Genomic DNA, 25868 nt, shown 5'->3' on the forward strand with positions numbered 1-25868 from the left:
TCGACGGTGGATGTCGGGTGGAAGGGGGCGCCGGGTCTCCGAAACCGAGCCCCAGGCAGGGTTAGCTTAGCCTTAACTAAGTAAGGTTATGCAAGCCTTATTAACTGCGGCTAGGCTGCTGCCATGCCGCATCGCCCGACTCCGTCCACCGCGCCCTCGATCCGCTCCACGACAGCGAACCGAGGCCGACGACGACTCGCGGCGATCCTCACGGGGGTGGCACTCCTCGCCGGCTTCTCGGCCGGTGGATCACTCCCGGAGCCCGCCTACGCCGCCTCCTCGGTGACCGCACACGTGGTCGACCGCCCCGACCTCGCGAACGTCGCCGACCCCGACTACCTCACCGACGTGCAGCTCTCCGGTTCGGGCTTCCAGTCGATCAAGAACGGGCATGGCGGGATCTACGTCGCCTTCGGCTGGGTCGCCGACGCCGAGTCGTGGCGCCCGAGCAACGGCGGCGTGACCGGCGCCGATTACGCCTACGTCCCCGACGACGAGACCAACCCCACGGGCTACATCCTCTTCGTGACGTTCCCCGGGAGCGACACCGCGGCCGCCGCCAACGGGGGCGAACTCGCCGCCGACGGGACCTGGTCCGGTGTCATCAGCATCCCCGGCGCCCGCTTCGAGTCGCTCGACCGCGACGGCAACGCCCAGACCATCGACTGCCTCAGCGTGCAGTGCGGCATCATCACCATGGGGGCCCACGGCGTGAAGAACGCCAACAACGAGACGTTCACGCCGATCACCTTCACCGATCTGTACGGCGACGATGCCGCTGCTCCGGCGCCCGCGCCGGTAGCCCCGGAGAGCGCCCCCGAGCCGACGGTGATCTCCAGCACCATCGTCGCCGAACCGGACGAGACCTCCGCCGCCTCTGCCACCGACGACCTCGTCCCGCTCCTGACCGGTGCCGTCATCGGCGTCGGCGCCCTGGCCGTCGGCGCTGTCGCGTTCCTCGTCTGGGCGGTGCTGAGCGGACGTCGTCGAGCAGCGCTCGCGGCGGCAGGAGCGGCGGGCGCGACCAGCACGGCAAACGCGACCGGCACGTCCGGCGACAGCGCGTGACCATGCGCCCCGGCCCCGCATCACGCACCTGGTCCGCCCTGATCGCCGGCGGCCTGAGCATCGGGCTCGTCTTCGCAGCCGTCGGACTCGACGCAGGGACCGCGACGGCCGACCAGGCCTCGTCCGCCGTCGTGGACTCGCCGGCGGCGACCACGGCGTTCCCGTCGGGAGCAGATCCGATCGCCGCCGAAGCCGTCGTCACGCCGGTGGATGCCGCCACCGTCTCCGTCGCGTGGCCGGCCTCGGTCGACCCGGCGACGAGCACGCAGGACGGCACCGCGGCGACGCTCCTCGTCCTGGTCCTGCCCCCGGTCGATCCGGAGGCTCCGGCTGTGCCGGTCGACCCGATCGCGGTCCTGCAGCCGTCCGCCGAGCGGGACCCCGAGGCCGACGCAGCCGCACTCGCGGCCGGCCTGCCCATCCTCCAGACGGCAGAGCCCGTCGATGTCGGCACCGCAGCCGACGGCTCGGCCGCCGCCCGGGTATCCGGCCTCCAGTCCGCCACGGACTACCGCTTCGCCCTGCGCACGGTCCCGACTGATCCCGCCCTCCTCGCCGCGAGCGCGTCGCCACTGGCCGAGTCCGTCGCGACCCAGGCGGCGACGCCCGCTCCCGCCGCCGAGGAGCCGCCCACCGACGACGAGGCACCCCCGGCAGGACCACAGCCGAGCGCGACACCCGAGGAGGCCGTTCCGACGCCGAGCGAGCCGTCCGAGACCCCGACCGCCGATGCGACGCCGACCCCCGAAGCGGACTCCGCCGGACGCGCCGCCGCCGTTCCGGGCACACCTGAGGCTCCCAAGGGATCACCGGCCGGAGCCGGCACGATCGAGGTCTCCTGGCCGGCGGTCGCCTCGGGCGCACCAGTCGTCACCTACACCGTCACGGTCCTGCGTGACGGCTCCGTCGTTCGCACGATCCAGGGCATCGACCCGCTCGTCGCGGGGACGACCACGCTCGTCACCGGGCTGCTCGCCGACACGGCGTACGCCTTCACCATCGTCGCCGTCGGCGCCGACGGACCGAGTGCGTCCTCGTCCGCGTCCGCTCCGGTGACCACGGCGAAGGGCGCACCGTCCGCTCCCCCGCGGGCCACCGTCGTCGGACTGCTCGACGACCCGCTCGGCCTCGTGGCGAGCTGGACCCCTCCCATGTCCGACGGCGGCTACGCCATCACCGGCTACACCGTGGAACTCTTCACCGGCAGCACCGTCAACCTCACCAACCTCGTGAGCCGGACGGCGGTCCCGGCGGACCGCACGCGACTGGAACTGCCTCGCATCGGCATCGTGGGCTCGTCGCTCAGCGTCCGCGTCATCGCGTCGAACGGCGCGGGCGACACCGCCTCATCGCTCAGCGCGCCGGTCCGTATCGACGCGACAGCTCCCCTGACCACACGCGTCGCCACACCGACCGTGACCGAGGGGCCGACATCCGGTTCATTGCGGGTGACGTGGACGGCTCCAGCCGGGACGACGGCCTCGACGGGATACCTGCTCCGCGTCGCGGCCACCGACGGCGTGTCCGCCGCCATGACCGCCGCCGTGATCGACCTCGGCGGCGACTTCGCCGCAGCTGGACCGCTCGAGGCGGTCGTGGAGAACCCGGCGCCAGGACGCCGCGTGTCCGTCCAGATCACGGCGTTCGAGACCGCTTCCCTCGCCGGTCTGATCCCGACGACCTACCGGACGACCTCCCTGCGCAGCGTGGCCGTCGAGACGAGCGGCTCGTCCACGCCGCAGCAAGCCACCCCGCCACGTTCCGTCACGAGCGGCGACGTCGACAGCATCTCGGTCGACGGCTCGACGATCGGTGTGACGGCCGGGAACGGTGCTGCGATCACCGCGTTCGACCTCCTGGTCTTCCAGGCGGGTTCCGTTGAACCCGTGACGACGACCCGCGTCGACGCCGTCCCCTCGATCGACGACCCGACCCTGCTCACCCACGAGCCGACGACGGTCGCCGGATTGCAGGCGGACACCGCCTACACCGTCCGCGCCCGCGCCGTGAACGCCGCCGGACCCGGTCCGATGTCCGCGGCGAGCGCCCTCGTCGTCACCCTCGCCGTCCGACCACCCGGCTCGGTCCCGCCCAGCTGGAACTCGCTCGCAGCGTTGCGCGCCGCCGTCGAGCGAGGCTCGGTCACCGGCCTCGACGCCACCCAGGCAGCCCTCCCCGCGACCGTCGAGCCGACGAGCGCCCTCGAGCCGTCCTTCGCCTGGCCGGGTTCCACCGGCGCCACGGGCGGAGAGGTCTGGCTGTTCGGTTCGGCGACCGACGATCGGGCCCCCGTCCATCTCGGCGCCTTCTCCGTCACGGCCGGTACTGCAAGCGCGTCCGTCACGGTCGGCCAGCTCGCGGACGGGGCGTACGCGCTCGCCTTCGTCCCGACCGAGGGCCGCGCGGTGGCGGTCTGGCTCGAGGTCGTCTCCGACCGGGGCGGGCCGACCAGGGTCGACGACGCGATCCTCCGATGGGGCTTCAGCAACGAGGCCAACAACGGTGCCTTCTTCGGCGGCTGCAACTTCCTCACCGCCGGGCATGTACCCGACGTCGGTTCCGGCGCGATCATCGACGAGAGCCGGTACCGGGCACAGGACGGCCCCGTCCGCATCGAGAAGCCGAACGCCGGTGGGGCGTACGAGCTCGCGAGCTTCGCCACCCGATGCCTCGACCGCTCGGGCAGCACGGTCGACTCCAACGTGACGAGCGCCTTCACGGATTCGCAGCTCGTCATCGTCGGTGGCTCCGGCACCGTCGATCCGTCGACGAACAGCGGAACCATCAGCTGGACCGGGGACTTCTCGGTCGCGTTCTACGGCGGTCTCACCTACTGGAACGGCTCGAACCCGACCCTCACCGTCGTCGACGGTGTCGGAACCCTCACCGCCACCGCGAGCGGCTTCGGCACCGACATGGCCGATCAGACGAAGTGGACGCCGATCCCGCCGCGCGAGATCGAACTCGCGACGCTCACCGGGGTGACGATGCGCAGTGACGGGTTCACCGTGTCGCCCGACTACCTCGGCGTGGACATCGCGCAGGGTGACCAGGTGGCGAAGACCGCGGCCAACACCGCCTACTGGGGGTCCTTCCCGCAGAGCTTCATCGACTTCCAACAGCTCACCGGGCAGTTCTCCTACTGGTTCACGAGCGGCGGGCGCCAGGATCCGGGCAAGGTCGCACTCCCACTGACCGTCGGGTTCGACGCGTCCACCTTCGTGGCCGTCCCACCCGCTGGAGCCCCGACGGCCGCCGCGCCCGACCTCGTCCCTGAGGCCAAGCGTTCGCCGTTCGCGCTGCGGGCACCCGGTGCGCCGGCCCCGGCCGCGGCGGTCGGTGCCGCGCAACAGGTGACCGAGATCGTGACGGTCGTCCAGCGAGGCAGCGCTCCGGCGCCCGCGTCGCAGGTGGTCCCGTTGTTCATCGCCCTCCTCGCGCTGCTGGGCGGGGTCACGGTCGTCGCGGCCGCAGGTGGCGGACTGATCGCCTCCGGCGTGGTGAGACCCTGACGGACGTCAGGAGGCGGCGAAGCGGGCGTGCACCCGGGAGGACACGGTGATGTCCTCCGGCTTCAGGTCGAGCGCGGTGTCACCGGCAGGAGCCGCGGCCCCGCGCATCATCGGTGCTGCGGCCTGGCTCGACGGCGAGCGAGTGTCGTCGCCCAGCATGCCGGGTTCCGCCAGGGCGACCGGCCGCACGGCGCCGAGCCCGAGACTCGTGGCGTAGGCGGTCGCGCGGTCCACCGCGTCGCGGACTGCGTTGTGCTGGGCCTCGGCCGTGATGCGGTGCTTCGTCACCTCGGTGAGCGCCCAGGTGACACCCGTCACCGTGACGCCGTCCTGGGTCGCGATCTCCTCGGCCCAGCGGGCCAGCGCCTGCAGGTCGGCGAACTTCACCTCGAGCGCGACCGTCGCGTGGTGCACGAGCGGCAACTGCTTCCCGTCCTTGTTCCACGGCCGCTCACTCCACACCCGCAAGCGATCGGCCGACCACCAGGTCACGGCCGACTGCGCGCGGAGCTGCTCCGCCGCCTGACTGAGCGCACGGTGCAGCGCGGTGGTGTGGGAGACGACGGGCTCACGTTCCGGCCCCTGGAACCCCGCCGAGATGAGGACGGTCCCACGCTCAGCCGGGTGGTGGTAGTCGAAGCGGCCCTCGACGGTGATGATCGTTTCGCTCATACCCGGCACTCTATCCCGCGACGGCGGCTACGCTCTGGACCATGACGGACGGCGGAACCTGGGCGGATCGACGACGTGCGCGACGACGGAGCCACGGGGACCACACCGGCCGGGGCTTCGAGCACGGCGACCGGCGGGGGCTGCCGCCCGGCGACGTCGAGACGGTCGCGAAGTACCTCAAGGAGCGCGTCTACGCGACCTTCACCGGCCTCGCGATCGTCCTCGTGCTGGCCGCGAACGTGGAGCACCACGACGCGCCGGATGCGCTCTTCTCGCTCGTCATCGGCGTGGTCGGCATCACCCTCGCCGGCCTCGTCGCCGAGATGATCGCGCACCTCGCCGCCCACGGGGCGTTCCCCGACGAGCGGGGGTGGCACTCCATGCTCCGGATCGCGTGGGGCTCGCTGCTCACCGTCGCGACCCCCACCATCCTGCTCGTGCTCGCCGTGTTCGACGTCATGGAGCTCGAGACCTCCCTCCGTGTGTCCGCGATCGTCTACCTCGTCACCCTCGGGCTCAGCGGGTGGGTCGCCGTCCGGCGCGCGCGGCTGTCCGTCTGGCAACAGCTCATCGCGCTCGCGGCCCTCGTGCTCCTGGGTGTCCTCGTCATCGGCGTGCAGGTCCTGGCCCACGGCTGAATCGCGGACGCGAGCTCGGCCCCCGTCGGAAATGCCGGAGCGGTCGACGACGTTGCAGAGCACGTGAGCACTCCGGAGACCGTCGACGTCGTCGTGATCGGCGCGGGTCAAGCCGGACTGTCGGCCGCGTACCACCTGCATCGCCGCGGATTCGTCCCGCTCGGTACCACCGAGGGCGCGACCGCAACACGCACCTTCGTCGTCCTCGACGCGAACGACGCCCCGGGCGGCGCCTGGCAGCACCGATGGCGGTCGCTCACCATGTCGACCGTCAACGGGATCTACGACCTGCCCGGCATGCCGAAGCCCGAGCTCGATCCTGCTTCGCCGAGTGTCGACGTCATCCCACCGTACTTCGCGGCGTTCGAGGAGCGTTTCGCCCTCGCGGTCCGCCGCCCGGTGCAGGTCCGCGCCGTCCGCCGCGAGGACGACGACCCGCACGGTCGACTCCTCGTCGAGACCGCGGCGAGCGCCGACTCCTCGGGCGCCGGCTCCCCCGCCGCCGTGTTCCGGGCACGGACGGTCGTGAACGCGACGGGCACCTGGACGAAACCGTTCTGGCCCGCCTACCCGGGACGGGAGCGCTTCGCCGGACGCCAGCTGCACGTGGCCGACTATGTCTCCGCTGACGAGTTCCGCGGCCAACGCGTCGTCGTCGTCGGTGCCGGCATCTCGGCCATCCAGCTGCTCGAGGAGATCTCGCGGGTGGCGGAGACGGTGTGGATGACGCGACGCGAACCGGAGTGGGTGGAGGACGACTTCGACACCGCCGCCCGGGTGGAGGCGATCAAGGGCGTCGAGGAACGCGTGCGTCAGGGCCTCCCGCCGGGCAGCGTGATCTCCGTGACGGGGATGCACTGGACGCCGTGGGCGCGGGCGGCCGAGGCGCGCGGTGTCCTGGTGCGTCAGCCGATGTTCCGCCGCATCGAGGAGCACGGGGTCGTCCTCGCCGACGGTTCGTTCCTCCCGGTCGACGCCATCCTCTGGGCCACCGGGTTCCGGGCCGCACTCGACCACCTCGCACCGCTGGGCATCCGGCTGCCCGGTGGCGGCATCCGCATCGACGGCACCAGGGCGGCCGACGAGCCGCGGGTGCACCTGATCGGATACGGCCCCTCAGCGTCGACGGTCGGCGCGAACCGGGCCGGGAGGGCGGCGGTCCTGGCGATCCTCGCCGACCTCGACGCCGCCGTCCCGGTTCCTCAGCACTGACCCCGTCACTGCACCGGCACGGGGATCGGCACGGCGGGAGCTCGCTCGGAGCGCACGAAGCCGATCCCGAGGAGGATGCACACCCCGCCGAGGAGCTGCGCAAGTGACAGCTGCTCCCCCAGGAGGATCCAGGCGAACCCGGTCGCCGCGACCACCTCGAGGAGGCCCGCGAAGGAGGCGAGTCGGGAGCCGAGCATCTGACTCGCGGTGATGCTCGCCGCATAGGCGACCGCCGTCGACACCACCCCGACGAACAGGAGCGGCACCCACCAGGCGACGTCGGTGCCGAGCACCGTGACGTCGGCGTCGGAGGTCGTGAACGGCACGCCGACGAGCCCCGCGAGCCAGAGACTGAGCGCCCCGATGAGCAGACCGATGGCGGCGAACGCCACCGGGGGCAGCCCCTTCGCCGGCCGAGCCGAGATGACGTAGTACGCGGCGCAGCCCACCATCGCGAGGATGGCGAACAGCAGGCCGACCGGGTCGAGCGTCGAGCCACCGCTCGGAGCGACGACGAGTACGAGCCCGACGAGCGACACGACGGAGCCGACGAGGACGACCGTCGCGGGACGACGTCGGGTCATCACCCAGGCGACGGCGACGAGCAGCAGCGGTGCCATGTACTCGACGAGGATCGCGGTCCCGACGGCGATGGTCTGCAGCGCCGCGAAGTAGACGAGCTGCGTCGCCGCCACCCCGATGAGGCCCATGCCGAGGAGTCGCCAGCGTCCACGCCAGACCGCGTCCCAGCGACCACGGAGCGCGATGAGGGCGAACGGGGCGAGTACCAGGCCGCCGATCAGAGCGCGGACGGTGACCGCGGCAGCGGGGCTCCACCCCGACGCGAGCACCGGTTTGATGAACGCGCCGGAGGTGCCGAACGCGACCGCGGCGAGCACCGCGACGAGCAGACCGACCGTGGTCGAGGACGTGTGCTTCATGGGGGTCTCCAGCTGCCGCGAGTGGGGCCGGCGGAAGAGGTGGACGCCCGGCTGAGATGAAGCTACTCTCGGAGAGAGTAAGGAGTCAACTTGCATTTTGCCCCTGACACCGAGGATGCGCTGCTCTTCGCCGCGCAGCTCGTCAACACCCGCGCATCGGCGTCCCGGAGCGGACTCGACGAGCTTGCGACACCGCCACAGCTCGTCGAGCTCCTGCGGGTCAGTCGGTACTCGGGTCGGGTCGACGGCGACGAGCCGGAGCGGGCCGCGGTGGCCAGGCTCCGCGAGCGGATCCACGCGCTCTGGGCCTCCGACGCGGACGCCCCGGGCACCCGCGACCGCGCCGTCGCCGAGATCAACACGATGCTCCGAGAGTCCGCCGCACTCCCCCAGCTGCGCCGCCATGACGGCTTCGACTGGCACCTCCACGCGACCGAGTTCGACGCCCCGCTCGTCGATCGCGTCCAGACCGAGATCGCCATGGCACTCGTCGACGTCGTCCGGTCCGACGCCTGGGACCGCCTGCGGCTCTGCGCCGCCGACGACTGCGACGGCCTGCTCGTCGACCTGTCCCGCAACGGTTCGAAACGGTACTGCTCCGTCCGCTGCAGCAACCGCGTCAACACGATCGCGTTCCGCGCGAGAGCGCAGTAGCGGGCGTCACCAGACCCGGATGACGACCATTACTGCGATCTCGTCACATCCCAGAGGTGGTGCACCGGGTCGTGGATGAAGTAGCGGCCGAGGGTCTCGGTCGTGAAGCGCGCGCCGTCGCTCCGTCGACCCGTCCGCGTGAGCGCCTCGTCCGGCACCCGCTCGAACGCTGCAGCGAGCACCGTCGCGGCCTCCACCAGCTCCACCGAGACCCGGTTCGGGTCCTGCTCGCCGTAGCGCTCCTCGAGAGCCGTCGCATCCTGGTCCCAGTTCTCGAACGCGGGATCATCCTCGTCGAGGACGAGTCGCAACCGGACGTCGAAGATGCGGAACACGTCGCGCACGTGGGCCGCGTACTCGAGTGGCGACCAGGTCTGCGGGTCGGGCCGATCCCGGACGTCGGTGCGCTCCAACACCGCCGGCCATGCGGCGGCGTTCGTCCGAATCAAGTCGGGGAGGTCCCTGAACCCGAACCGCGAGGTGTCCATCCCGCACCCGGGACAGGCGCGCTCGAGGACCCAGGTCCAGTTCTTCGTGTCCGGGACGATGGTGTCGTCGTCGGGGGTGTTCGTCGTCATGGGTTCACTCTAGGAAGCGGCATGGCCCAGCGCCCTCGCGAAAGCGTCATCGTGCCGCGATCCGCAGCCACCGTCCGCTGGCGGCGCCGTGCCGATGCCTCCGTTACCCGGCGGGGGCGACCGGCGGGGCGCAGACCATCGCCGAGGCGGCGAGCTGCTCCGCCATCTGCTGCTCGGACCACGGGAGGGCGATCTCGGGGGCCTTCTGCCCACTCGCCGGTGCCGCCTTCGCACCGATCGAGGCGAGCTGCATCGCGAGCGTCTGCGCGAAGCCCGCACCGAGCGTCGAGTTGTTGAGCATGACGACGACCGTCAGGCCGGAGGTCGGGTCGGAGAAGGCCGCCGAGAGCGACCCGGGGATCGACCCGGCCTGCCCCCGGAGGGGACCGATCTGCATCCCGCCCACGCCGAAGCTCTTCCAGGTCGGCTCAGCCTCACCCAGCGAGACGGGGTCCTTCCACTGCTTCTTGTACGTGCTGTCGTTCAGCAGCGAGCCGGACGCGAAGGACTGGGTGAACTTCCGCAGATCGTCGACCGAGGAGACGACGCCACCGGCGGTCCACACCATCGAGGTCGACAGCTCGGTCTCGTCCGTCGGTGCGTCGCACTGGTAGGTGCCGTCCGCGATCCGCGGCGTCAGGTACCCCTTGGGGTGCGACCCCGGCAGCTCGACGGTGGAGGCGTCAGGGAAGCTGGACTTCGACATGCCGAGCGGCGAGAACACGTAGTGGTCGTACAGGGACTGCCACGACTGACCGGTCAGCTCCTCGAGCGCCATGCCGAGCAGGATGTACCCGGTGTCGCTCGAGCCGAAGATCGCCCCCGGAGCCGTCCGCGTACCGCTCGCGAGGCCGTTCGCGAGGATCTCGGCCATCGACCATTTGCGGGTCGGGTTGGTGACGAACTGGGCGTTCAGCGCGGGCGTGTAGGTGCCGAGTCCCGACGTGCCATTGCACAGCTGCTGGTAGGTGATGCCCTCGATGCCCTGGACCTGCGGGAGGGTCTTGTGGACCTGGTCGGTCAGCTTGATCTTGCCCTCGTCGACGAGCTCGAGGAGCACGGTGCAGGTCATCGGGCGCGTGGTGTCGGCGATGCGGTAGACCATGGACGGATCCATCTTGGTCTTGCCACCCGGCTCGGTCGTGCCGACGCCGGCCGTGAAGCTCCCGGCCCACGGCGCCCAGACACCGACGATGGCGCCGGAGGACCCGGACTGGGTGACGGCGGCCTCGACCGCCGCCGTGATGGCGTCGGTCGTGTCGCCCGCGAGCGTGCCGCTGACCTGGTCGGGGAAGTCGGTGTCGGACACCGAGGGGCCCGAGCAGCCGACGAGTACCGTCGCGAGGGTCGCCGCGGTAAGGAGTGCGGCGAGACGCCGGCGCCTCGGAGCTGTTGCAGTCAAGTCATCCCCCTGATGAGCGGTCTGCGGAGCTGCAGACTGTTCCCGATTGTAACCGGGCTCGGCTGAGAGCTGCGGTCGCACGCCGCGTGCCGGTCACTCGGGCGGCGGGTCTGGTGCGGGGCCCGTCGATGGTGTTCCCTGGGGAGGTGACCTCGAACACCTTCCCGCAGACCACCGTCGACGCCGTCCTGGCACACATGAACGGCCACCACCCCGACGACAACCTGCTCATCGTGCGCGCCTTCCTGGAACCGGCGGCCGAGGCCGCCACCATGATCGCGCTGGACGGGACGGGTGGTGAATGGACCTGGACGGTCGACGGCACCGCCGCGGGTGGCCGGGTGCCCTGGCCCGCCGGCACGATCACCGAGCGCGGCGAGATCCGACGCGAGGTCGTCGCCCTCTACGACGCCGCGTGCGCCCGTCTGGGCCTGGAGCCACGCCCGCACGACTGAGCGACGGCCGCCCCTCGGCCGTCGACCGCGGATGACGGCCGAGGGCGACCAAACCGTCGACGCCCGCACCTCCGAACTCCTCAACGCCCCGAGACGACTCGCGGCACGAAGGTTCAGGAGGCCCTCATGCGTCATTCACCCAACCGTCTGCTCGCGACCGTCTTCGGCGCGGTCTACGTGGTCGTCGGACTCCTCGGCGGGATCGTCGCGGGCGGCCTGCCGTTCCTCACCACCGAGGGCGGCCTCCTGCTCGGGATCTTCGAGGTCAACCCGCTGCACAACATCGCGCACGTCCTCATCGGCGCGGCCCTGCTCATCGCCGGGCTCTCGAACGTCGTCGCCGCCAAGACCGTCAACACGGTGATCGGTGGGTTCTACCTCCTGCTCGGTGTCGTCGGGTTCTTCATCGTGGGCTCGGCACTCAACATCCTCGCGCTCAACACGGCCGACCACTTCCTCCACCTCGCGAGCGCCGTGGTGCTCCTCGGTGCCGGACTCGCCGCGGACAAGCGCACGCACCGGGTGGCCACGGCCTGACATGTCGGTCTCCGTCGAACGTGAGGACGCCCGGATGGGCGGCGACAGAGCGGTCCGCTCCGGGACGACGTCGATCTCGAACAGCCTGCTCGCGATGTGCGCACTCGGTGCCGGTCTCGTCCTGATCGCGACCGGCGCCGGGTCCTCCCCGGTCGGCGCGATCCCGCTCGTCACCCTGGGCGTCGCCGCACTGCTCTGGTCCGTCGTGGTCCTCGTCCGCGACCGGGTGCCGGGCCTCCGCGCGTCCTTCGCCTGTGCGGTGGGCACGGTGGTCGTCTGGGTGGCGCTGTACGGACTCGCCTCCCTCGGTGTCACGACCGTGCCGCCGTTCCTGCCGACCCTCTCGTCCACGGTGCTGCTTCTCATCGTCGCCGGGGTGCTCGCACGGCGCCTCCGGCGGGTCGCCCTCGCGTCGACGGTGCCGGACGAACTCCAGCTCGACGCCCTGCTGACGCGGGCGAGCCGTCGACCCCGTCGCGAGCCGAGCACCGGACGGTACGTACTCACCCTGCTCGCCGGGGCGGCAGTCGTGGCGGCGATCACGACACCGGCACTGGCCCAGACCAACGCCGGTGCGTTCGCGGTCCCGCACGGTTCCCTGCACAGCAGCCACTGATTCCCTCCACAGCGACAGATCCACCCTCCCGTTCACGAGCTCGGCCCGTTACACTTAGGCAACCCTTACCGAACCAGCCGACGCGGAGTCCGACATGAGCACTGTGATCCCCTTCTCCCAGGCCCTGCGCGAGCGCACGTCCTCCGGCCACTCCTCCAGCGAGGGGGCGGACTTCATGAGCGACCTCATGACCGGGAAGGGTTCGAAGGAGGACTACATCGCCCTCGTCGCGCAGCACTTCTTCATCTACGAGGCTCTGGAGGCCGCCGCCGACCGCATGCGCGCCGATGCCGTCGCCGCTCCGTTCATCAGCGACAAGCTGACGCGGCTCCCCGCCATCGTGCAGGACCTCGAGTTCCTCATCGGTCCCGACTGGCGCGGACAGATCACGCCGCTGCCCACCACCGCCCGGTACGTGGCACGGATCAACGAGGTCGGCGCCGTCTGGCCCGGCGGCTTCGTGGCGCACCACTACACCCGGTACCTCGGCGACCTCTCGGGCGGGCAGATCATCCGCACGCTCATGCAGCGTCAGTTCGGCTTCGACACCAACGGCGTCGGCTTCTACCTCTTCGGCGACATCGCGAAGCCGCGCGAGTTCAAGGACACCTACCGCGAGCAGCTCGACGCCGTCCCGTGGGACGACGAGGAGCAGGCCCGCGTGATCGACGAGGTCATGGTGGCGTACCGCTTCAACACCGACCTCTTCCGCGACCTCGCGACCGCGAAGGCCGCAGCGACCGCCGTCGCCTGATCTCCCGTCCAATCGCCCATTCTCGGGCGAATGGGTGTTCGTCCGCCCAAGAGTGGGCGAACGAACAACGGGCGACGAAGCACACCTCCCGCGTGTCGCTCGCGCGGCGTAGCATCTCGGGCATGGACGTCATCCTCGTACCCGGCTTCTGGCTCGACGCATCCTCGTGGAGTGCGGTCACACCCCCGCTCGAGGCAGCCGGCCACCGGGTCCGACCGCTCACCCTCCCCGGCCTCGAGAGCGTCACTGCCGACCGCGCCGGCATCGGCCTGCGCGACCACGTCGACGCCGTGGTCGCCGAGATCGACGCCGGCGCCGAGCCCGTCGTGCTCGTCGGGCATTCCGGCGGCGGCGCCATCATCTCCGCCGCGATCGACGCCCGCCCTGACCGCGTCGTCCGCGCCGTGTACGTCGACTCGGGCCCACTCGCCGACGGCGCGTGCATCAACGAGGAACTCCCCTCGTCGGGCTCCGACATCCCACTGCCCGACTGGACGGTGTTCGACGCGGAGGACCTCGTCGACCTGGACGACGGGCTCCGCGAGCAATTCCGGGCCAGGGCCGTCCCGCAACCGAAGGGCGTCGCCGTCGACCGACAGCAGCTCTCCGACGACGACCGCCGCCTGTCCGTCCCGGCGACGGTGGTCGCGTGCGAGTTCTCCTCGGAGATGCTGCGCGGCCTGATGGAACAGGGCCACCCGTACGTCGCGGAACTGGGACGGCTGCGCGACGTCGAGTTCGTCGACCTGCCGACGGGCCACTGGCCGCAGTTCACGAAGCCGGCCGAGCTCGGTGCGATCCTGCTCCGGGCCGTCGACCGCACCTGAGGTCTGCCCCCCCCCCCCCCCCCCGACCAGGCTGGTCAGCGCGAGGCGTCGACGGGCGCTCAGGTCATGAGGTACGCGAGCGGGAAGATCCCGAGTATCGCGATGAAGACCACTGCCAGCACGGCGTACACCGCGATCTGCGCGCCGCGCCCCTTGATGACCGCCTGCCCCCTCGGCGCGAGCGAACCCGAGACCCACTGCTGCGCCGGCGCGATGTAGTCGAGCGTCGGCGCCTCACCGGGGTGCAGCAGGTAGTCGGCACGGCCGAACTCCCACAGCCACGCCATCGAGCACGAGACCTGCACGGGCCGGTCGGCCGGAACCGTGAACTGCGATGGACCCCAGGTCGGGCGGTGCTCGAAGCCGTCGATGCGCACGACGAGTGGGATGAACCCCCAGTATCCGGCGAACGGCGGCTTGCTGGCGTTCAGCTCGAGCGTGCGCCAGGCGGTGATCGGACCGGGCTGCGGCCAGCCCTGCTGCATGGGATGCGTCATAACCGACAATCGTAGGGTCAACGCGTCTCTCAGACGAGGACTCGACGCCTTCCTGTTGCTACAGCTGGTCGCGCCATGCGCGCGCTGACTCTTGAATGCCCTCAAGAAGTCGGAGCGCAGCGCCGACAACCCGACTCATCGGCTGGAGATGACGTGAGAAATTCGCCATCGCCTCCAGTTGTGCCTGCATGTTCTCAGCACCTGGCAAATCAAGTGATCTGACGATCCCGTCGAGGGAGTCGAACAGTGATTTTCGCGCGGAGTCGTCCATAAGTCCTCGCGACGCGAAGAGGATTCGTGTGATGTCAGCGTCGAGCGCCTGCCAGTCCTGCCCAACCGACGCGGTCGCGGATTCTAGAGAGTCCACCGGTAGTTTCAAGTCCTCGCCGAGGGCTTGCATGACGCGCGCGGCACCGTAGGTCGGGCTGAGGTTTAGCGGCTGTCGGCCCTGGAACACAGAACCGATTTCGCCGAATGCGTCCTTGAACTCCTCAATTGAGGCACCGAACGAAGACTGGTGCTCCGAGAATTGCGTCATTACCTCGAGAACATCACGTTCATCGTCGGGCTGCGCCTCATGCACGGACAAGGACGCGTCGGTCGTCATCGCGCGCGCGGTGATCGTCTGATGCAACCGCTCTGCAAGATTCTCGACCAGTGCCTCGTATTCAGGATTATCACGCTGGAGGCGCCGCAATGCTGTTCCGTCCACGTAGTTACTCTTCATGAGCTGTCTCCGGACCGGATCGTCGGCGGCTACGACGTCACTGCTAGAGATGTCGATCCATATGAGTGGGAGGAGAAGCTGCGGATCTTGCGCTTTTTGCACCGCGGCCCCGAACATTGCTACCTCGCTGCGACAGGCATCGCTCACCAGATAGCGCGGGGTGACAATACTCAGCATGAATGTCGTCGATTCAGCCTCGCTGCGGAGACGTGACTCCCAGTTCTCACCCCACGCGATACTGTCGCTGTCTATGAACAGGTCGATTTCGCGGCCGAACAGATAGGCGTAGGTCTCGACAAGGTCGCGAGCGAGCGATGTGATCCGGCCACCCGCCCGATCGTCATCTGCGCGTACGTAGCTCAGAAAAATGCTTGCCTCAGATGTTTGGGGGTGTCCCACGGTGATCTCCTGTTCGCGAGGAGACATCGCGTCTCGCTCAAGAATGAATGCCTTGCTGTCGCTCAGTGCGTCCATTGGGAGCGCCCAGATATCTTCGTCGAGCTGCATCGCCTCAGTCCCCGTGTAGAAGACGTAGCCGCGATGCAGGCCGAGCGTGTCCCGGAGACGTTGGAGTCCGTTGAGGTCACGGGGGTGGATCGTGCGCGCCGCCTTAACTTCGATGCCGACGTGCCGCCCTGTTTCGTCTACCAGCACGAGGTCAACCTCAGGACTCGAAGCGCTTTTCACATCACGCCAGTAGAAGGCGTCAGGCCGCGTCGTAGACCACTGGATGGACGCGATGATCTCGTTCACCACATAGCTCTCGAGCACCGCACCGTAGTGCTCGCGCTCCACTCCCAGGTCTACGCCAGACCTCTCGAGGGATGCGACCGACAACGACGTGTCGACCGGGTGGACCTTCGCCCGGCCGTGGCTCTGCCGCGCGGCCCCGGTCGCGAGGTTCGGCAGCCAGTGGACGAGAAACAACCGGCCGAAGATGGCGAGATAGCGGTCTACGGTGCGCCTGTCGAGACCGAGTGCTTGACCGAGTCGACTTGCGTTGAAGATGCCTCCGGGGCATCGCAGCAGGGCATCGAGCGCAGATGCAGCAATCGCCGCATCAAGTCGTTGTCCGGGCAGAACTGCATCACCGAGCACGGACGAGGTGTCTGCCCGGATTCGGTCCCGGAGCGTCCCACGATTCAACACACCGCGAGGGATTCGATATGCCGGAAAGCCGCCGACACGAAGCCTGTCGAGTCGCTCGATGTCGTCCGTGGGCGACCAGCTTCTCGCCATGGGGGTTTGGTCGAACAGCGCGTCCACGACAGACCCGCGCTGTCCTGAGAACTCCCAGTCGGTAATGGGGTGCATTGTGAAGCGCCTTGAGCGACGAGTTAGCGGATCCGCTCCACCGAGTTCGCTTCTCCCAATGGAGGCAGAACCGGAGAGAACGAAGTGCGTCCCACCGGTAAGACCATCGACGAACTCCTTCATCGCAAGCGTCAGCCCGGGAAGAAGCTGTGCTTCATCGATCATTGCAGGCAACCGCAGCGATCCCAGCCATGCCGCGACGTCACTTCGAGCAAACGTCAGCGTCGATGTGTCCGCAAGTGTGTAGTAGTGGAACCCTCTGTCAGCGAGTTGGCGCTTCAGCGCGGTCGTCTTGCCTACCGCGCGGGCGCCCTCGAGGACGATGACCGGAACACCGGTGGAGCGTATTAGCTCATCTCCGATGAGTCGATGGAGAAACGAAGCCATGCGACAAAGTGTACATGCGACGCACATAATTTAGTACATCCCACGCAACTGATCTTGTGGAATGTCATTGCCCCGACATGAACCGCCTCACGTCGGTGTCGACGATGATGTCGCTCGGGCGCAGCGGCCGGGAGAGGTAGAGGCCGTCGAGCGTCGAGATCCGGCTGAGCGCCACGTAGCTCTGCCCCGGGCTGAACGCGCGGCTACCCAGGTCGACGATCGCCCGGTCATAGGTCTTACCCTGCGACTTGTGGATGGTGACCGCCCACGCGAGCCGCAGCGGGAACTGCGTGAACTCGGCCACGATGTCGCGCTTCAGCTGCTTCGTCACCGAGGAGTAGGAGTACTTGTACTTCTCCCACGTCGCCGGCTCGACCTCGAACTGCTCGCCGTCGACCTCGACCCAGACGGTGGAGTCGATCTTCACCACGGTCCCGAGCGTGCCGTTCACCCAGCGACGCTCGCTGTCGTTGCGGAGGAACATGACCTGCGCACCGACCTTGAGGTCGAGCGCCTCGTCGGCGGGGAACGCCCGCCCACCGAAGTCGCCCGAGACCTCCGCGTTGGCCGTGAGCGGCTTGCCGTCGAGCTTGGCGAGCGCCGCCTTGTTGATGCGGTCGACGGTGTCGTTGCGGCTCGCGAGGGTGATGACGCCGTCCTCGGGAGGGGTCCTGGCGCCCATGCCGTTCAGTCGGCCGGCCATCTCGGCGGTGACCTGACCGTGTCGGACGCCGTTAAGGAGGTACTTGAACTCGGCCTCGTGCTGACGGTGGATCTCGGTGAGCTCGACGAGCTGCAGCGGCGTCTCGGACCACACCTTGGCGTCGAAGAACCAGAACGAGCGGTAGGTGTCGGCGATGTACGCCCGTTCCTCGAGGCTGCCCGGCACGGGAGCGAGCTGGTACGGGTCGCCGAAGAGGACGATCTGCACGCCGCCGAACGGCTCGCGCGGCCGCTGCCGCGCCTGCCGGAGGCTCCGGTCCATGGCGTCCATGAGGTCGGCGCTCACCATGGAGACCTCATCGACGACGAGGGTGTCGATGGAGTTGAGCAGCTTACGGGTCTGATCGTTCTGGTCGATCGTGTGGTCGGCGATGAGCCCGATCGGCAGGCGGAACAGCGAGTGGATCGTCTGGCCGCCGACGTTCAGCGCGGCGACACCGGTCGGGGCGCAGATGGCCAGCTGCTTGGAGGTGTTCCAGGCGAGGTGGTTGAGGAGCGTCGACTTCCCGGTGCCCGCCCGACCCGTGACGAACAGGTGCTCGCGGGTGCTCTCGATGCGGTCGAAGACGGCTTGCTGCTCGGCGGAGAGGGCTACGCTCATGATGCTTCGGTTCCCTCCCGTTTTCGCCCTCCAATCCTATGCGAGGTGCCCGCCTAGGATGTCAGGATGAGCCATGTCGCGACACGTGGGGAGCTGCGACGCCCGGGAACGGTGCGCGGTGCGCTCGTCCGCGCCGTCGTGCTGTGGCTCTGCATCGCGGCACTACTCGTCGCGGCCATCGTCTCCGCCTGGTCGGCCGTCGCCCGCGACGTCTACGGCGCCGGTTCCTTCGCGCGCGGGTACCTCGACGCCCTTGCAGACGACGACGCCGCGACCGCGCTCGCGTTGCCCGGAGTCGCCCTGAGCTCCGCCGAACTCGCCGATGCCGGCTTGCCCGCCGACAGCTCGGACGCCCTGCTCCGGAGCGAGGCGCTCGGCACGATCGAGGACGTGCGCCTCGTCTCCGACGTGACGACCGCCTCGGGCGCCCACGAGGTGACCTTCTCGTACCGACTCGCGGGTCAGCCGCACAGCACGGCGTTCTCGATCACGAGCGGCGAGCGCACCTTCGGGCTGTTCCCGTCGTGGCGCTTCGAGACGAGCCCGTTGAGCGTCGTCCAGCTGACCGTCGCACACACGACCGGGTTCCGGGCGAACGGCTTCGAGCTCGACACCCGCCGCGTCGCGGAGGGGACCGAGGGGGCCTTCACCTCCACCATCCCGCTCCTCACCTTCACGCCGGGCAGCGTCGACTTCGACGTCGACACCACCTACCTGGCGGCATCGGTGGAGACGGCGACGACGACCGAGGTCGCGAGCGTCGTCGACGCCGTGGTGACCGCGAGCGCCACCCAGGACTTCGTCTCCGAGGTCCAGACGCAGATCGACGGCTACCTCGACAACTGCGCCACGCAACAGGTCCTCCAGCCCACCGGATGCCCGTTCGGCATGGTGATCCGCGATCGCGTGGACGACCTACCGGTGTGGTCCATCGCCGCCTACCCCGTGGTGGCGGTCCAGCCCGGGGACACCGGTTGGCAGATGCCGGCGACGGCCGGAGCCGCGCACCTCGTCGTCGACGTGAAGTCGCTGTTCGACGGCACGGTCTCGACCCTCGACGAGGACGTCCCGTTCACGCTCTCGGCGTTCGTGACGATCCGCGACGACGGCTCCCTCTACATCGACCTCCGCTGAAGCCCGCGAACTGTCACTCCGACACAGTCCGACACCCCTCACACTGTTCCGGAGTGACAGTTCGCGGGCTAGGAACGGGTGTCGTTGGCCGCCATGCGCGCGAGACGCTCGTTGTACTCGTTGAGCTCCGCGTCGTTCGTGCGGTCCGCGTTGCGATCGAGTCGCTTCTGGTCCTTCGCGTCGCTCTTGCTCCACGAGATCGCGACGGCGACGGCCAGCGCGAGCGTCGGGATCTCGCCGACGCTCCAGGCGATCCCGCCGCCCGTCTGCTGGTCGAGCAACGGCGCCTGCCCCACGTGCGTCCCATCGCCCCGAACCAGTCGGCGAGGAACAGCCCGGTCGAGGAGATGATCGCCAGCCCGAAGAACGCGTGGAACGCCATCGTCGCGAAGAGCAGCAGGAGCCGCATCGGGTACGGGAGGCGGTACGGGACCGGATCGATGCCGATGAGTGACTGCACGAAGAGGTACCCGGTGATGAGGAAGTGCACCACCATCCACTCGTGGCCGATGTGGTCCTCCATCGACCAGCGGAACAGCGGGGTGTAGTAGAACACCCAGAGTGATCCGGCGAAGAGCACCGCGGTGACGAGCGGGTTCGAGATGATCCCCGCGAACTTCGAGTGCACGGCCAGGAGCACCCACTCCCGACCCCCTCGGGAGTCGTCGGAGCGCTTCCGCACCGCGCGCGCGAGCAGCGTGACGGGCGCTCCGGGGACGAGGAGCACGGGGACGAGCATGGTGAGCCCCATATGCCCGAGCATGTGCACGCTGAAGAGGTACGGCTGGTAGACGTTGATGCCGCCGCAGGTGAGGTAGAAGAGCACGAGCAGCCCGAGCACCCAGCTGACGGTGCGCAGGATCGGCCAGGAGTCGCCGCGGCGGTGCAGGCGGACGACGCCCGCGATGTAGAAGAAGATGCCGAACGCACAGGCCAGCAGCCACAGGAGGTCGATGTTCCACTCGGTGAAGTACCGCGCGAAGGTCAGTTCCGGCGGCAGTTCCTCCCCGGTGAGCAGCACCGCGGGCGTCGGCGCGGCCGGCACGGTCTGGTCGACCGGCGGGGCGGTCTTCGCGAGGGCTGCGGCGGCGCCGGAGGCGATGCCCATGAACCCGAGCTCGAGGGCGACCAGCCACCAGAAGGTACCGGTGCGGCCCGCGGGGGTGTCCGCACGTGCAGCGGCGGACCGCTCGATACGGCCGATGAGCACCCGACGCTGCAGCGCACCGAACAGGCCGAGCGCCAGCAGGGCGAAGACCTTGACGAGGACGAGGATGCCGTACGGGGTGCCTAGGCGGTCGAGCGAGCCGATGCGCAGCTCGGCGCTCACGTATCCGGAGACCGCCACGACGACGAAGGACACGAGTGCGACGGTCGAGTACCGCATGAGCACGGGGGCGAGCCGGCCGTCCTCGAGGGTCTTGCGGATGAAGACGAGCGTGAGCAGACCGCCGAGCCAGATGGCGGCGAACACGAGGTGCAGGCCGAGCGCCGTGACGGCGGCGTTGTGCCCGCTCGCCTCGGCGGAGTGACCCTGCTGGGCCATCGGGAGCAGCGACACGAGGGACAGCCCGAAGACGAACACGAGCACCGTGTGGTTGCGGACGGCGAAGCAGAGCACCGTGACGGCCGCGGCGATGAGGGTCGTCTGCAGCCAGGCCTGACCCGACTCGATCCCGGTGAAGAAGAGGCTGAGCTTCGCGCCGAACGCGTCGTCGAAGGTGAGCGGCACCTGCGTGACGTTCAGGAAGGTGAAGAAGCCCGTCACGCCGGATGCGACGGTGAAGACCGCAGCCCCGGCTGCGGCGACGTCGAGTGCTGCGCCGTACTCGCGTCGGTCCGGGCTGAGCGCCCAGCAGGCCATGAGCAACGCGCCGATGGTGACAGCGGCGCTCAGGTTGACGAGCAGTTGTGCGATCGGGAGCCCCCACCGCACGACGGCACCGGGATCGCCCAGGAGCTGCGCGTCCGCTCCACCGCCGAAGGCCAGACCCGCGAGGAGGGTCGCCACAGCCACGAGGAGCAGGAGGGCAGGACCCGCGAGGCGGACGACACGATTCACGCTGCAAGCCTACGCGGCGCTGCTGGGAACCCCGACCGCAGCGGGATCAGCCGACGCTCGGTCCCTGAGCCTGTCGACGGGCGCCGCTCACGCCCGCACGAGCAGGGTCGAGGAGCCGTCTTCCAGCCGCCGAACCTCGATGCGTTCGCCGATGCGCTGCTTCATCTCCTCGACGTGGCTGACGACGCCGACGACGCGGCCGCCGGCCGAGAGCCGACCGAGCTCGGCCATCACGGTGTCGAGCGTCTCGGGGTCGAGGCTGCCGAACCCTTCGTCGACGAAGAGCGTGCCGAGCTCGACACCGCCGGCCTCGCCCGTCACGACGTCCGCCAGCCCGAGGGCGAGGCAGAGCGAGGCGTAGAACGTCTCGCCACCGGACAACGACTTCGGATCGCGACGCCGGTCGGTCCGGTGATCGTGGACCGTGAGCGACAACCCGACGCGCTGGCTGCGGGAGGGTCCTTCCTTGACATCGCTGCGGACGAGTTCGTAGCGCCCGCCGGACATCGACTCCAGGCGCGCGTTCGCCGCCGCCACGACATCCTCGAAGCGGCGCAGGAGGACGTAGGTGCCGAGGGTGACCTTCGTGCTGTTCTCGCTGCCCGTGGCAGACACCACGTCGGCGAGGCGGACGACGGCCGCGGCCGCGCGGACCGCGTCGGCGTTCTCGTCGGCCGCCTCGGCGAGTGCCGTGCAGGCGGCCGCCGCGTTGGTCGCTCGTCGTGCGGAGACGGCGGCCGCCGCGGTCGCGGTGCCTGCCGCCGCTTCGGCGTCGGCCAGTCGTCGGGCCGTCGCTTCCACGTCGGGGGCGGCAGTACCGGCGACGCCGGCGATAGCCGGGCTCGCGAGTGCTTCCGCGTTCGCGGTCGTGTGACGCAAGTGATCGGCCACCCGTGCCTCGGCGCTCGCCCGCTCGACCCCGTTCATGGCTGCGGCCTCCGCTGCCGCGCGGTCGGCGAACCCGGCCCGCTCGAGTGCCGCCTCCAGCTCGACCGCGCGCTCAGCGTCACGCTGTCTCCGGTCGGCGACGGTCGCCCGTGCCGCCGCGAGCAGCGACAGCGAGGAGAGCTCGGCCTCGAGCATCGCGTCGAGCTCGGCCAGTGAAGCCGCTCGACCGTCGAGGACGCCGGCCACCTCGGCGCGGGCCTGCTCGTGGACGCGCTGCGCGGCGGCGAGCCGCTCGGTCAGTGTCGCCCGGGTGGCGGTGCGTTCCGACACCGCGACCACGCCGGCCAGGTGCTCCTCCGCGAGGCGTCCGGCCTCCGCGACCTCGGCGTCCGCCTCCTCGGCGATGACCACGGCCTCTGCGTGCTGCCGCTCGGCCTCCGCAGCGGCCGCCTCGACGGTCGCCCGCGCCGCGATCGGGTCGAACCCGGTCGTCGCCGTCGAAGCGTCGGGCGAGCCGGTCGCGGCCACGTCGCCCGGGTCGTCGGCCAGCGCGAGGAACTGCTCGACGAGGCGGCGGCGCTCCGCCCGGGCGATGTCCCGGACGTTCTGCGCCGACTGCATCGTCGCCTCGGCGTCGGCCCGCGCGACGGATGCCGCCTCGACCGCGTCCGCGTCGGGGTGGTCTCCGTCGAGCACCGCGGGCGCCGGATGACTCAGCGAGCCGCAGACGCTGCACGGCTCGCCCTCCCGCAGGCCGGTGGCGAGTTCACCCGCCATGCCCTCGATCCTCCGGAGGCGCAGCGACGTCTCGGCGTCGATCGCCGCCTTCGCGGCCGTGGCGGCCTCGGTGACCTCGTCGATGAGCCCCGCGAGGCGTTCGTCGGCCGCGTCCACCCGATCCAGCACCGCGCGGCGTTCAGCCGCGCGCTCGACGGACCGGGCGGCCCTGGCCGACTCGGTGGCCGCACGCGAGGCGCGCTCCGGTGCCGAGCTGAGCGCCGCCCGGCGGGCGTCACGTCGCGTCTGTTCCGCTGCGAGCTCGGCGAGCCGTTCGTCGATCGCCGCGAGCTCCTCGGCGAGTGCTGCGAGCGCGAGCTCCCGGTCATCATCGGCGGCTTCGAGGACGAGCACAGTCGCCATCGACGCCCGCTCGACGGTGAGGGATTCGCGGCGCGCGGCGACGGACGCGTCGTCGAGTGCGACGATCGCCTCGTCGGCCTGCTCCTCCACAGCCGCGAGCGACGCGATGGCTTCCTCGAGCGCTGCCGATGCCGTGGCCGCTCCGGCGAGTGCGGACGCGACGGTGTCCGCCCGAGCCGCTGCCGCGATCCGTTCGGAGAGCCGCGCGACCGGTTCGTCGTCCACCGAGAGCAGCTCGCGCTCGGTCAGCAGCTCCGCGCGACGTTCGATGGACGCGAGCAGCGTCTGGGCCGCAGCGTGTTCGGCGCGAGCGCGCTCCAAGGCGACCCGAGCAGCGCCAGCGGTCGAGGCGTCGGCGGCGGCGTGGCGCTCGAGGACGGCGACGATACGCGTGGCATCACCGACGAGGGCTTCGGAATCGGGTTCGAGCGGGACAGCGAGGGTCGCGACGTCGGGGTCGGGGCGGGCTCCGCAGTCGCGGTATCGCCTGACTCGGCATCGACTGTCGAGGCGGCGTCCATCCCGGCCGGGGTGTCCGCTCCCCTGCCCGCGACGAGTTCCCGCGCGTCGTCGAGTTCGGCCGCCCCCGCGAACCGGGCGATCGCTCGGCCCAGCGCCTCTCGTGCCCCTTCGATGTCGCGTTGGGCCTGCCGTCGCTGCTCGACGAGATGCTTGGCGACTCGCTCGTAGTGCTCCGTCCCGAACAGGGACCGGAGCAGTTCGCTGCGCTCCTCGCCGCCGGCGGCGAGGAACTTCGCGAACTCGCCCTGCGGGAGGACGATCGTCTGGACGAACTGCTCCCGGGTGAGACCGACGATCCGGCTGATCTCAGGACCGATCTCCTGCGCGCGGGTCGACAGGGTCTCCCCGGCCAGTGCGTCGGGATCGGTCAGGCGGACGAGGGTAGCGCTCGCCTGCTGCGGGGTGAAGCCGGCACCGCGCTGCTTCGGCCGCTGGTAGGCCGGCGTGCGCCGCACCCGGTACACGCCGGATCCGGTCTCGAACACGAGTTCCACGAACGGTTCGGTCCCGGGCTGCGCGTGATGCGAGTGGAGGCGGTCCTTGCTGGCCCCGGTACCGGCGAGTTCGCCGTACAGCCCGAACACGATGGCGTCGATGATCGTGGACTTGCCGGCGCCGGTCGGGCCCTCCAGGAGGAACAGACCAGCCCGCCCGAGTTCGACGAAGTCGATGGTGTGCTCACCGGCGTACGGCCCGATGGCCTGCAGCGTGAGTCGGTGCAGGCGCATCAGGCGCTCACCTCCGCGGCGAGTGCGGCCTCGTTCGCCGCCGCGATGAGCTCTCGCTCGCGAGTCGTCGCCGGCGCACCCGTCGCGTACTCGATGAACTCGGCGGTGACCTCGACCGGGTCGGAGACCGCCGTGACGGCTGCGGCGCGCGCCTCCTCCGAGCGGTTAGCCGGCGCGTGCGACCAGACGAGCAGGTGCGGGAAGCGTCGGGTCAGGGTGGCGTACAGCTCCGGTGGCCGGACGTCGTCGGTGACTGTGGCGCGCACCCAGGCGTCCACGGCGTCGTCTCCCGCGGGGCCCTGCAGCTCCGCGAGGGTTCCGGTGACGTCGACGAGCCGACGCGGCACCGGCGCCGGCAGCAGCTCCAGGTGCACGGAGCCGTCGGCGGCGAGGTCGACCAGCACGCTCGACTTCACCTGGTTGCGTTCGGAGAAGGAGTAGGCGAGCGGCGACCCGGAGTACCGCATGCGGTCGACGCCCGTCGCGGCCCCGACGCGCTGCGCACCGTGGAGGTGGCCGAGCGCGACGTAGTCGAAGTCGTCGAACAGCTGGGCGGGCACCGCATCGACCCCGCCGATCCGGATGTCGCGTTCGCTGTCACTCGCGAGACCACCGATGACGAAGGCATGCGCAGCCACGACCGATCGGACCGCTCCGTGCTCGCGACGCTGCGCGAGATCGGCTCGGACGCTCGCGAGGGCTGCACCCATGACGGCGGCGTGCGACCGCGTGAGCGGCTGGTCGTCCGGAGCGAGCACCCCTCGCGCGGTGTCGGGGTCGAGGTAGGGCAGCGGGTAGAAGGCGACGGGCCCGTGTTCGTCGTCCACCAGGACCGGTTCGCCGACCCGCGCGAGGTCGGCTCGGATGTCGATCCCGTCGCGCAGCATGGCGGCGCCGAAGCCGAGCCGGATGGCCGAATCGTGGTTGCCCGGAGCGAGGATGACCCGGGTGCGGCCCGCCAGCCGCCCGAGCGACTCCGACAGGAGCGTCACCGCCTCGACCGGCGGGATGGCTCGGTCGTAGATGTCGCCGGCGACGAGGAGGACGTCGACCTCGTGGTCCACGACCGCCTGCTCGAGGTGCGCCAGGAAGTCGCGTTGGAAGGGGAGCAGGTCGACCCCGTGCAGCGAACGGCCGAGGTGCCAGTCCGAGGTGTGGAGGATCCGCATGACAGCAATGCTAGGCCGAGCCGCCGACACCTCGCCGCGCCCCGGACGGCACCCGGACGAACGACAGCAGGGCGTCGCTCTCGCGACGCCCTGCTGTGTGGCCTGGAACG

The 25868-nt window shown here is 70.1% G+C and carries 21 protein-coding genes and 1 pseudogene; 11 read left to right on the forward strand and 11 right to left on the reverse strand.

Annotated features, from left to right (window positions below):
• Positions 1-123: 123 nt before the first annotated feature.
• Together FGL15_RS07615 and FGL15_RS07620 are read left to right on the forward strand one after the other, a co-directional pair.
• On the forward strand, positions 124-1068 hold the full coding sequence (locus FGL15_RS07615; protein ID WP_138945585.1) for a hypothetical protein: 945 nt from the start codon (positions 124-126) through the stop codon (positions 1066-1068).
• Positions 1065-4580: a fibronectin type III domain-containing protein gene (locus FGL15_RS07620; protein WP_138945586.1), complete on the forward strand. Its 3516-nt coding sequence runs from the start codon at positions 1065-1067 to the stop codon at positions 4578-4580. The genes FGL15_RS07615 and FGL15_RS07620 overlap by 4 nt, the downstream gene beginning before the upstream one ends.
• A 6-nt stretch (positions 4581-4586) precedes the next feature.
• Here FGL15_RS07620 and FGL15_RS07625 read toward each other — a convergent pair whose 3' ends face one another.
• On the reverse strand, positions 4587-5252 hold the full coding sequence (locus FGL15_RS07625; RefSeq protein WP_138945587.1) for an SIMPL domain-containing protein: 666 nt from the start codon (positions 5250-5252) through the stop codon (positions 4587-4589).
• Positions 5253-5293: 41 nt separating this feature from the next.
• Here FGL15_RS07625 and FGL15_RS07630 point away from each other — a divergent pair, with 41 nt between their 5' ends.
• Positions 5294-5890 carry a hypothetical protein gene (locus FGL15_RS07630; RefSeq protein WP_138945588.1) on the forward strand — a complete coding sequence of 199 codons (597 nt, stop codon included), beginning with the start codon at positions 5294-5296 and terminating at the stop codon, positions 5888-5890.
• Between the two features lie 63 nt (positions 5891-5953).
• Positions 5954-7102 carry an NAD(P)-binding domain-containing protein gene (locus FGL15_RS07635; RefSeq protein WP_138945589.1) on the forward strand — a complete coding sequence of 383 codons (1149 nt, stop codon included), beginning with the start codon at positions 5954-5956 and terminating at the stop codon, positions 7100-7102.
• Positions 7103-7107: 5 nt separating this feature from the next.
• Here the strand turns inward: FGL15_RS07635 and FGL15_RS07640 are convergent, their stop codons facing one another.
• A complete protein-coding gene (locus tag FGL15_RS07640; protein WP_138945590.1) occupies positions 7108-8043 on the reverse strand; it encodes a DMT family transporter in 936 nt (311 codons plus the stop codon).
• Positions 8044-8133: 90 nt separating this feature from the next.
• Between FGL15_RS07640 and FGL15_RS07645 the strand changes: the two genes are divergently transcribed.
• Positions 8134-8697 carry an ABATE domain-containing protein gene (locus FGL15_RS07645; protein WP_138945591.1) on the forward strand — a complete coding sequence of 188 codons (564 nt, stop codon included), beginning with the start codon at positions 8134-8136 and terminating at the stop codon, positions 8695-8697.
• Positions 8698-8726: 29 nt separating this feature from the next.
• On the opposite strand, the gene FGL15_RS07650 is transcribed toward FGL15_RS07645, so the two are convergent.
• Positions 8727-9275: a DinB family protein gene (locus FGL15_RS07650; RefSeq protein WP_138945592.1), complete on the reverse strand. Its 549-nt coding sequence runs from the start codon at positions 9273-9275 to the stop codon at positions 8727-8729.
• Positions 9276-9378: 103 nt separating this feature from the next.
• Positions 9379-10677 carry a serine hydrolase gene (locus FGL15_RS07655; RefSeq protein ID WP_168223347.1) on the reverse strand — a complete coding sequence of 433 codons (1299 nt, stop codon included), beginning with the start codon at positions 10675-10677 and terminating at the stop codon, positions 9379-9381.
• A gap of 146 nt (positions 10678-10823) precedes the next feature.
• On the opposite strand from FGL15_RS07655, the gene FGL15_RS07660 reads away from it, so the two are divergent.
• The 5 genes from FGL15_RS07660 to FGL15_RS07680 all read left to right on the forward strand — a co-directional run bounded on the left by FGL15_RS07660 (position 10824) and on the right by FGL15_RS07680 (position 13866).
• Complete coding sequence (locus FGL15_RS07660) at positions 10824-11132, forward strand: DUF2470 domain-containing protein (protein ID WP_370282134.1); 309 nt, start codon at positions 10824-10826, stop codon at positions 11130-11132.
• 126 nt (positions 11133-11258) lie between these two features.
• Positions 11259-11669: a DUF4383 domain-containing protein gene (locus tag FGL15_RS07665; RefSeq protein ID WP_138945595.1), complete on the forward strand. Its 411-nt coding sequence runs from the start codon at positions 11259-11261 to the stop codon at positions 11667-11669.
• 34 nt (positions 11670-11703) lie between these two features.
• Complete coding sequence (locus FGL15_RS07670; protein ID WP_138945596.1) at positions 11704-12285, forward strand: hypothetical protein; 582 nt, start codon at positions 11704-11706, stop codon at positions 12283-12285.
• A 94-nt stretch (positions 12286-12379) separates the two neighbouring features.
• Positions 12380-13039: a heme oxygenase (biliverdin-producing) gene (locus tag FGL15_RS07675; protein ID WP_138945597.1), complete on the forward strand. Its 660-nt coding sequence runs from the start codon at positions 12380-12382 to the stop codon at positions 13037-13039.
• A gap of 122 nt (positions 13040-13161) precedes the next feature.
• Complete coding sequence (locus tag FGL15_RS07680) at positions 13162-13866, forward strand: alpha/beta fold hydrolase (protein ID WP_138945598.1); 705 nt, start codon at positions 13162-13164, stop codon at positions 13864-13866.
• A 59-nt stretch (positions 13867-13925) separates the two neighbouring features.
• On the opposite strand, the gene FGL15_RS07685 is transcribed toward FGL15_RS07680, so the two are convergent.
• From FGL15_RS07685 to FGL15_RS07695, 3 genes are all read right to left on the reverse strand, one after another.
• Entirely contained in the window at positions 13926-14363 is a 438-nt protein-coding gene (locus FGL15_RS07685) for a hypothetical protein (protein WP_138945599.1), read from the reverse strand.
• A gap of 58 nt (positions 14364-14421) precedes the next feature.
• Positions 14422-16791 carry a DUF4143 domain-containing protein gene (locus FGL15_RS07690; RefSeq protein WP_168223348.1) on the reverse strand — a complete coding sequence of 790 codons (2370 nt, stop codon included), beginning with the start codon at positions 16789-16791 and terminating at the stop codon, positions 14422-14424.
• 64 nt (positions 16792-16855) lie between these two features.
• Positions 16856-18115, reverse strand: coding sequence for an ATP-dependent RecD-like DNA helicase (locus FGL15_RS07695; RefSeq protein ID WP_370282135.1), 1260 nt, complete (start codon positions 18113-18115; stop codon positions 16856-16858).
• A gap of 66 nt (positions 18116-18181) precedes the next feature.
• Here FGL15_RS07695 and FGL15_RS07700 point away from each other — a divergent pair, with 66 nt between their 5' ends.
• Positions 18182-19249: a hypothetical protein gene (locus tag FGL15_RS07700; RefSeq protein ID WP_138945602.1), complete on the forward strand. Its 1068-nt coding sequence runs from the start codon at positions 18182-18184 to the stop codon at positions 19247-19249.
• 68 nt (positions 19250-19317) lie between these two features.
• Here the strand turns inward: FGL15_RS07700 and FGL15_RS07705 are convergent.
• The 4 genes and pseudogenes from FGL15_RS07705 to FGL15_RS07720 form a co-directional block, all read right to left on the reverse strand.
• Positions 19318-21311: pseudogene (locus FGL15_RS07705) on the reverse strand (cytochrome c oxidase assembly protein).
• A gap of 87 nt (positions 21312-21398) precedes the next feature.
• On the reverse strand, positions 21399-23660 hold the full coding sequence (locus FGL15_RS07710; RefSeq protein WP_138945603.1) for an SbcC/MukB-like Walker B domain-containing protein: 2262 nt from the start codon (positions 23658-23660) through the stop codon (positions 21399-21401).
• Positions 23585-24589, reverse strand: a complete 1005-nt coding sequence (locus tag FGL15_RS07715) for an AAA family ATPase (RefSeq protein WP_138945604.1) — start codon at positions 24587-24589, stop codon at positions 23585-23587. Before FGL15_RS07715 ends, FGL15_RS07710 begins: the two co-directional genes overlap by 76 nt.
• Positions 24589-25758: an exonuclease SbcCD subunit D gene (locus tag FGL15_RS07720; protein ID WP_138945605.1), complete on the reverse strand. Its 1170-nt coding sequence runs from the start codon at positions 25756-25758 to the stop codon at positions 24589-24591. The genes FGL15_RS07715 and FGL15_RS07720 overlap by 1 nt, the downstream gene beginning before the upstream one ends.
• Positions 25759-25868: the final 110 nt, after the last annotated feature.

The sequence above is a fragment of the Plantibacter sp. M259 genome, assembly GCF_006065115.1.
GTDB lineage: Bacteria > Actinomycetota > Actinomycetes > Actinomycetales > Microbacteriaceae > Plantibacter > Plantibacter auratus.

Excerpts from the sequence above, each read along its gene's own strand:
- FGL15_RS07625 (WP_138945587.1), bottom strand. The coding sequence starts at position 5,252 with ATGAGCGAAACGATCATCACCGTCGAGGGCCGCTTCGACTACCACCAC.
- FGL15_RS07720 (WP_138945605.1), bottom strand. The coding sequence starts at position 25,758 with ATGCGGATCCTCCACACCTCGGACTGGCACCTCGGCCGTTCGCTGCAC.
- FGL15_RS07695 (WP_370282135.1), bottom strand. The coding sequence starts at position 18,115 with ATGAGCGTAGCCCTCTCCGCCGAGCAGCAAGCCGTCTTCGACCGCATC.
- FGL15_RS07685 (WP_138945599.1), bottom strand. The coding sequence starts at position 14,363 with ATGACGCATCCCATGCAGCAGGGCTGGCCGCAGCCCGGTCCGATCACC.
- FGL15_RS07675 (WP_138945597.1), top strand. The coding sequence starts at position 12,380 with ATGAGCACTGTGATCCCCTTCTCCCAGGCCCTGCGCGAGCGCACGTCC.
- FGL15_RS07700 (WP_138945602.1), top strand. The coding sequence starts at position 18,182 with ATGAGCCATGTCGCGACACGTGGGGAGCTGCGACGCCCGGGAACGGTG.
- FGL15_RS07665 (WP_138945595.1), top strand. The coding sequence starts at position 11,259 with ATGCGTCATTCACCCAACCGTCTGCTCGCGACCGTCTTCGGCGCGGTC.
- FGL15_RS07670 (WP_138945596.1), top strand. The coding sequence starts at position 11,704 with ATGGGCGGCGACAGAGCGGTCCGCTCCGGGACGACGTCGATCTCGAAC.
- FGL15_RS07680 (WP_138945598.1), top strand. The coding sequence starts at position 13,162 with ATGGACGTCATCCTCGTACCCGGCTTCTGGCTCGACGCATCCTCGTGG.
- FGL15_RS07615 (WP_138945585.1), top strand. The coding sequence starts at position 124 with ATGCCGCATCGCCCGACTCCGTCCACCGCGCCCTCGATCCGCTCCACG.
- FGL15_RS07640 (WP_138945590.1), bottom strand. The coding sequence starts at position 8,043 with ATGAAGCACACGTCCTCGACCACGGTCGGTCTGCTCGTCGCGGTGCTC.
- FGL15_RS07650 (WP_138945592.1), bottom strand. The coding sequence starts at position 9,275 with ATGACGACGAACACCCCCGACGACGACACCATCGTCCCGGACACGAAG.
- FGL15_RS07715 (WP_138945604.1), bottom strand. The coding sequence starts at position 24,589 with ATGCGCCTGCACCGACTCACGCTGCAGGCCATCGGGCCGTACGCCGGT.
- FGL15_RS07630 (WP_138945588.1), top strand. The coding sequence starts at position 5,294 with ATGACGGACGGCGGAACCTGGGCGGATCGACGACGTGCGCGACGACGG.
- FGL15_RS07690 (WP_168223348.1), bottom strand. The coding sequence starts at position 16,791 with ATGGCTTCGTTTCTCCATCGACTCATCGGAGATGAGCTAATACGCTCC.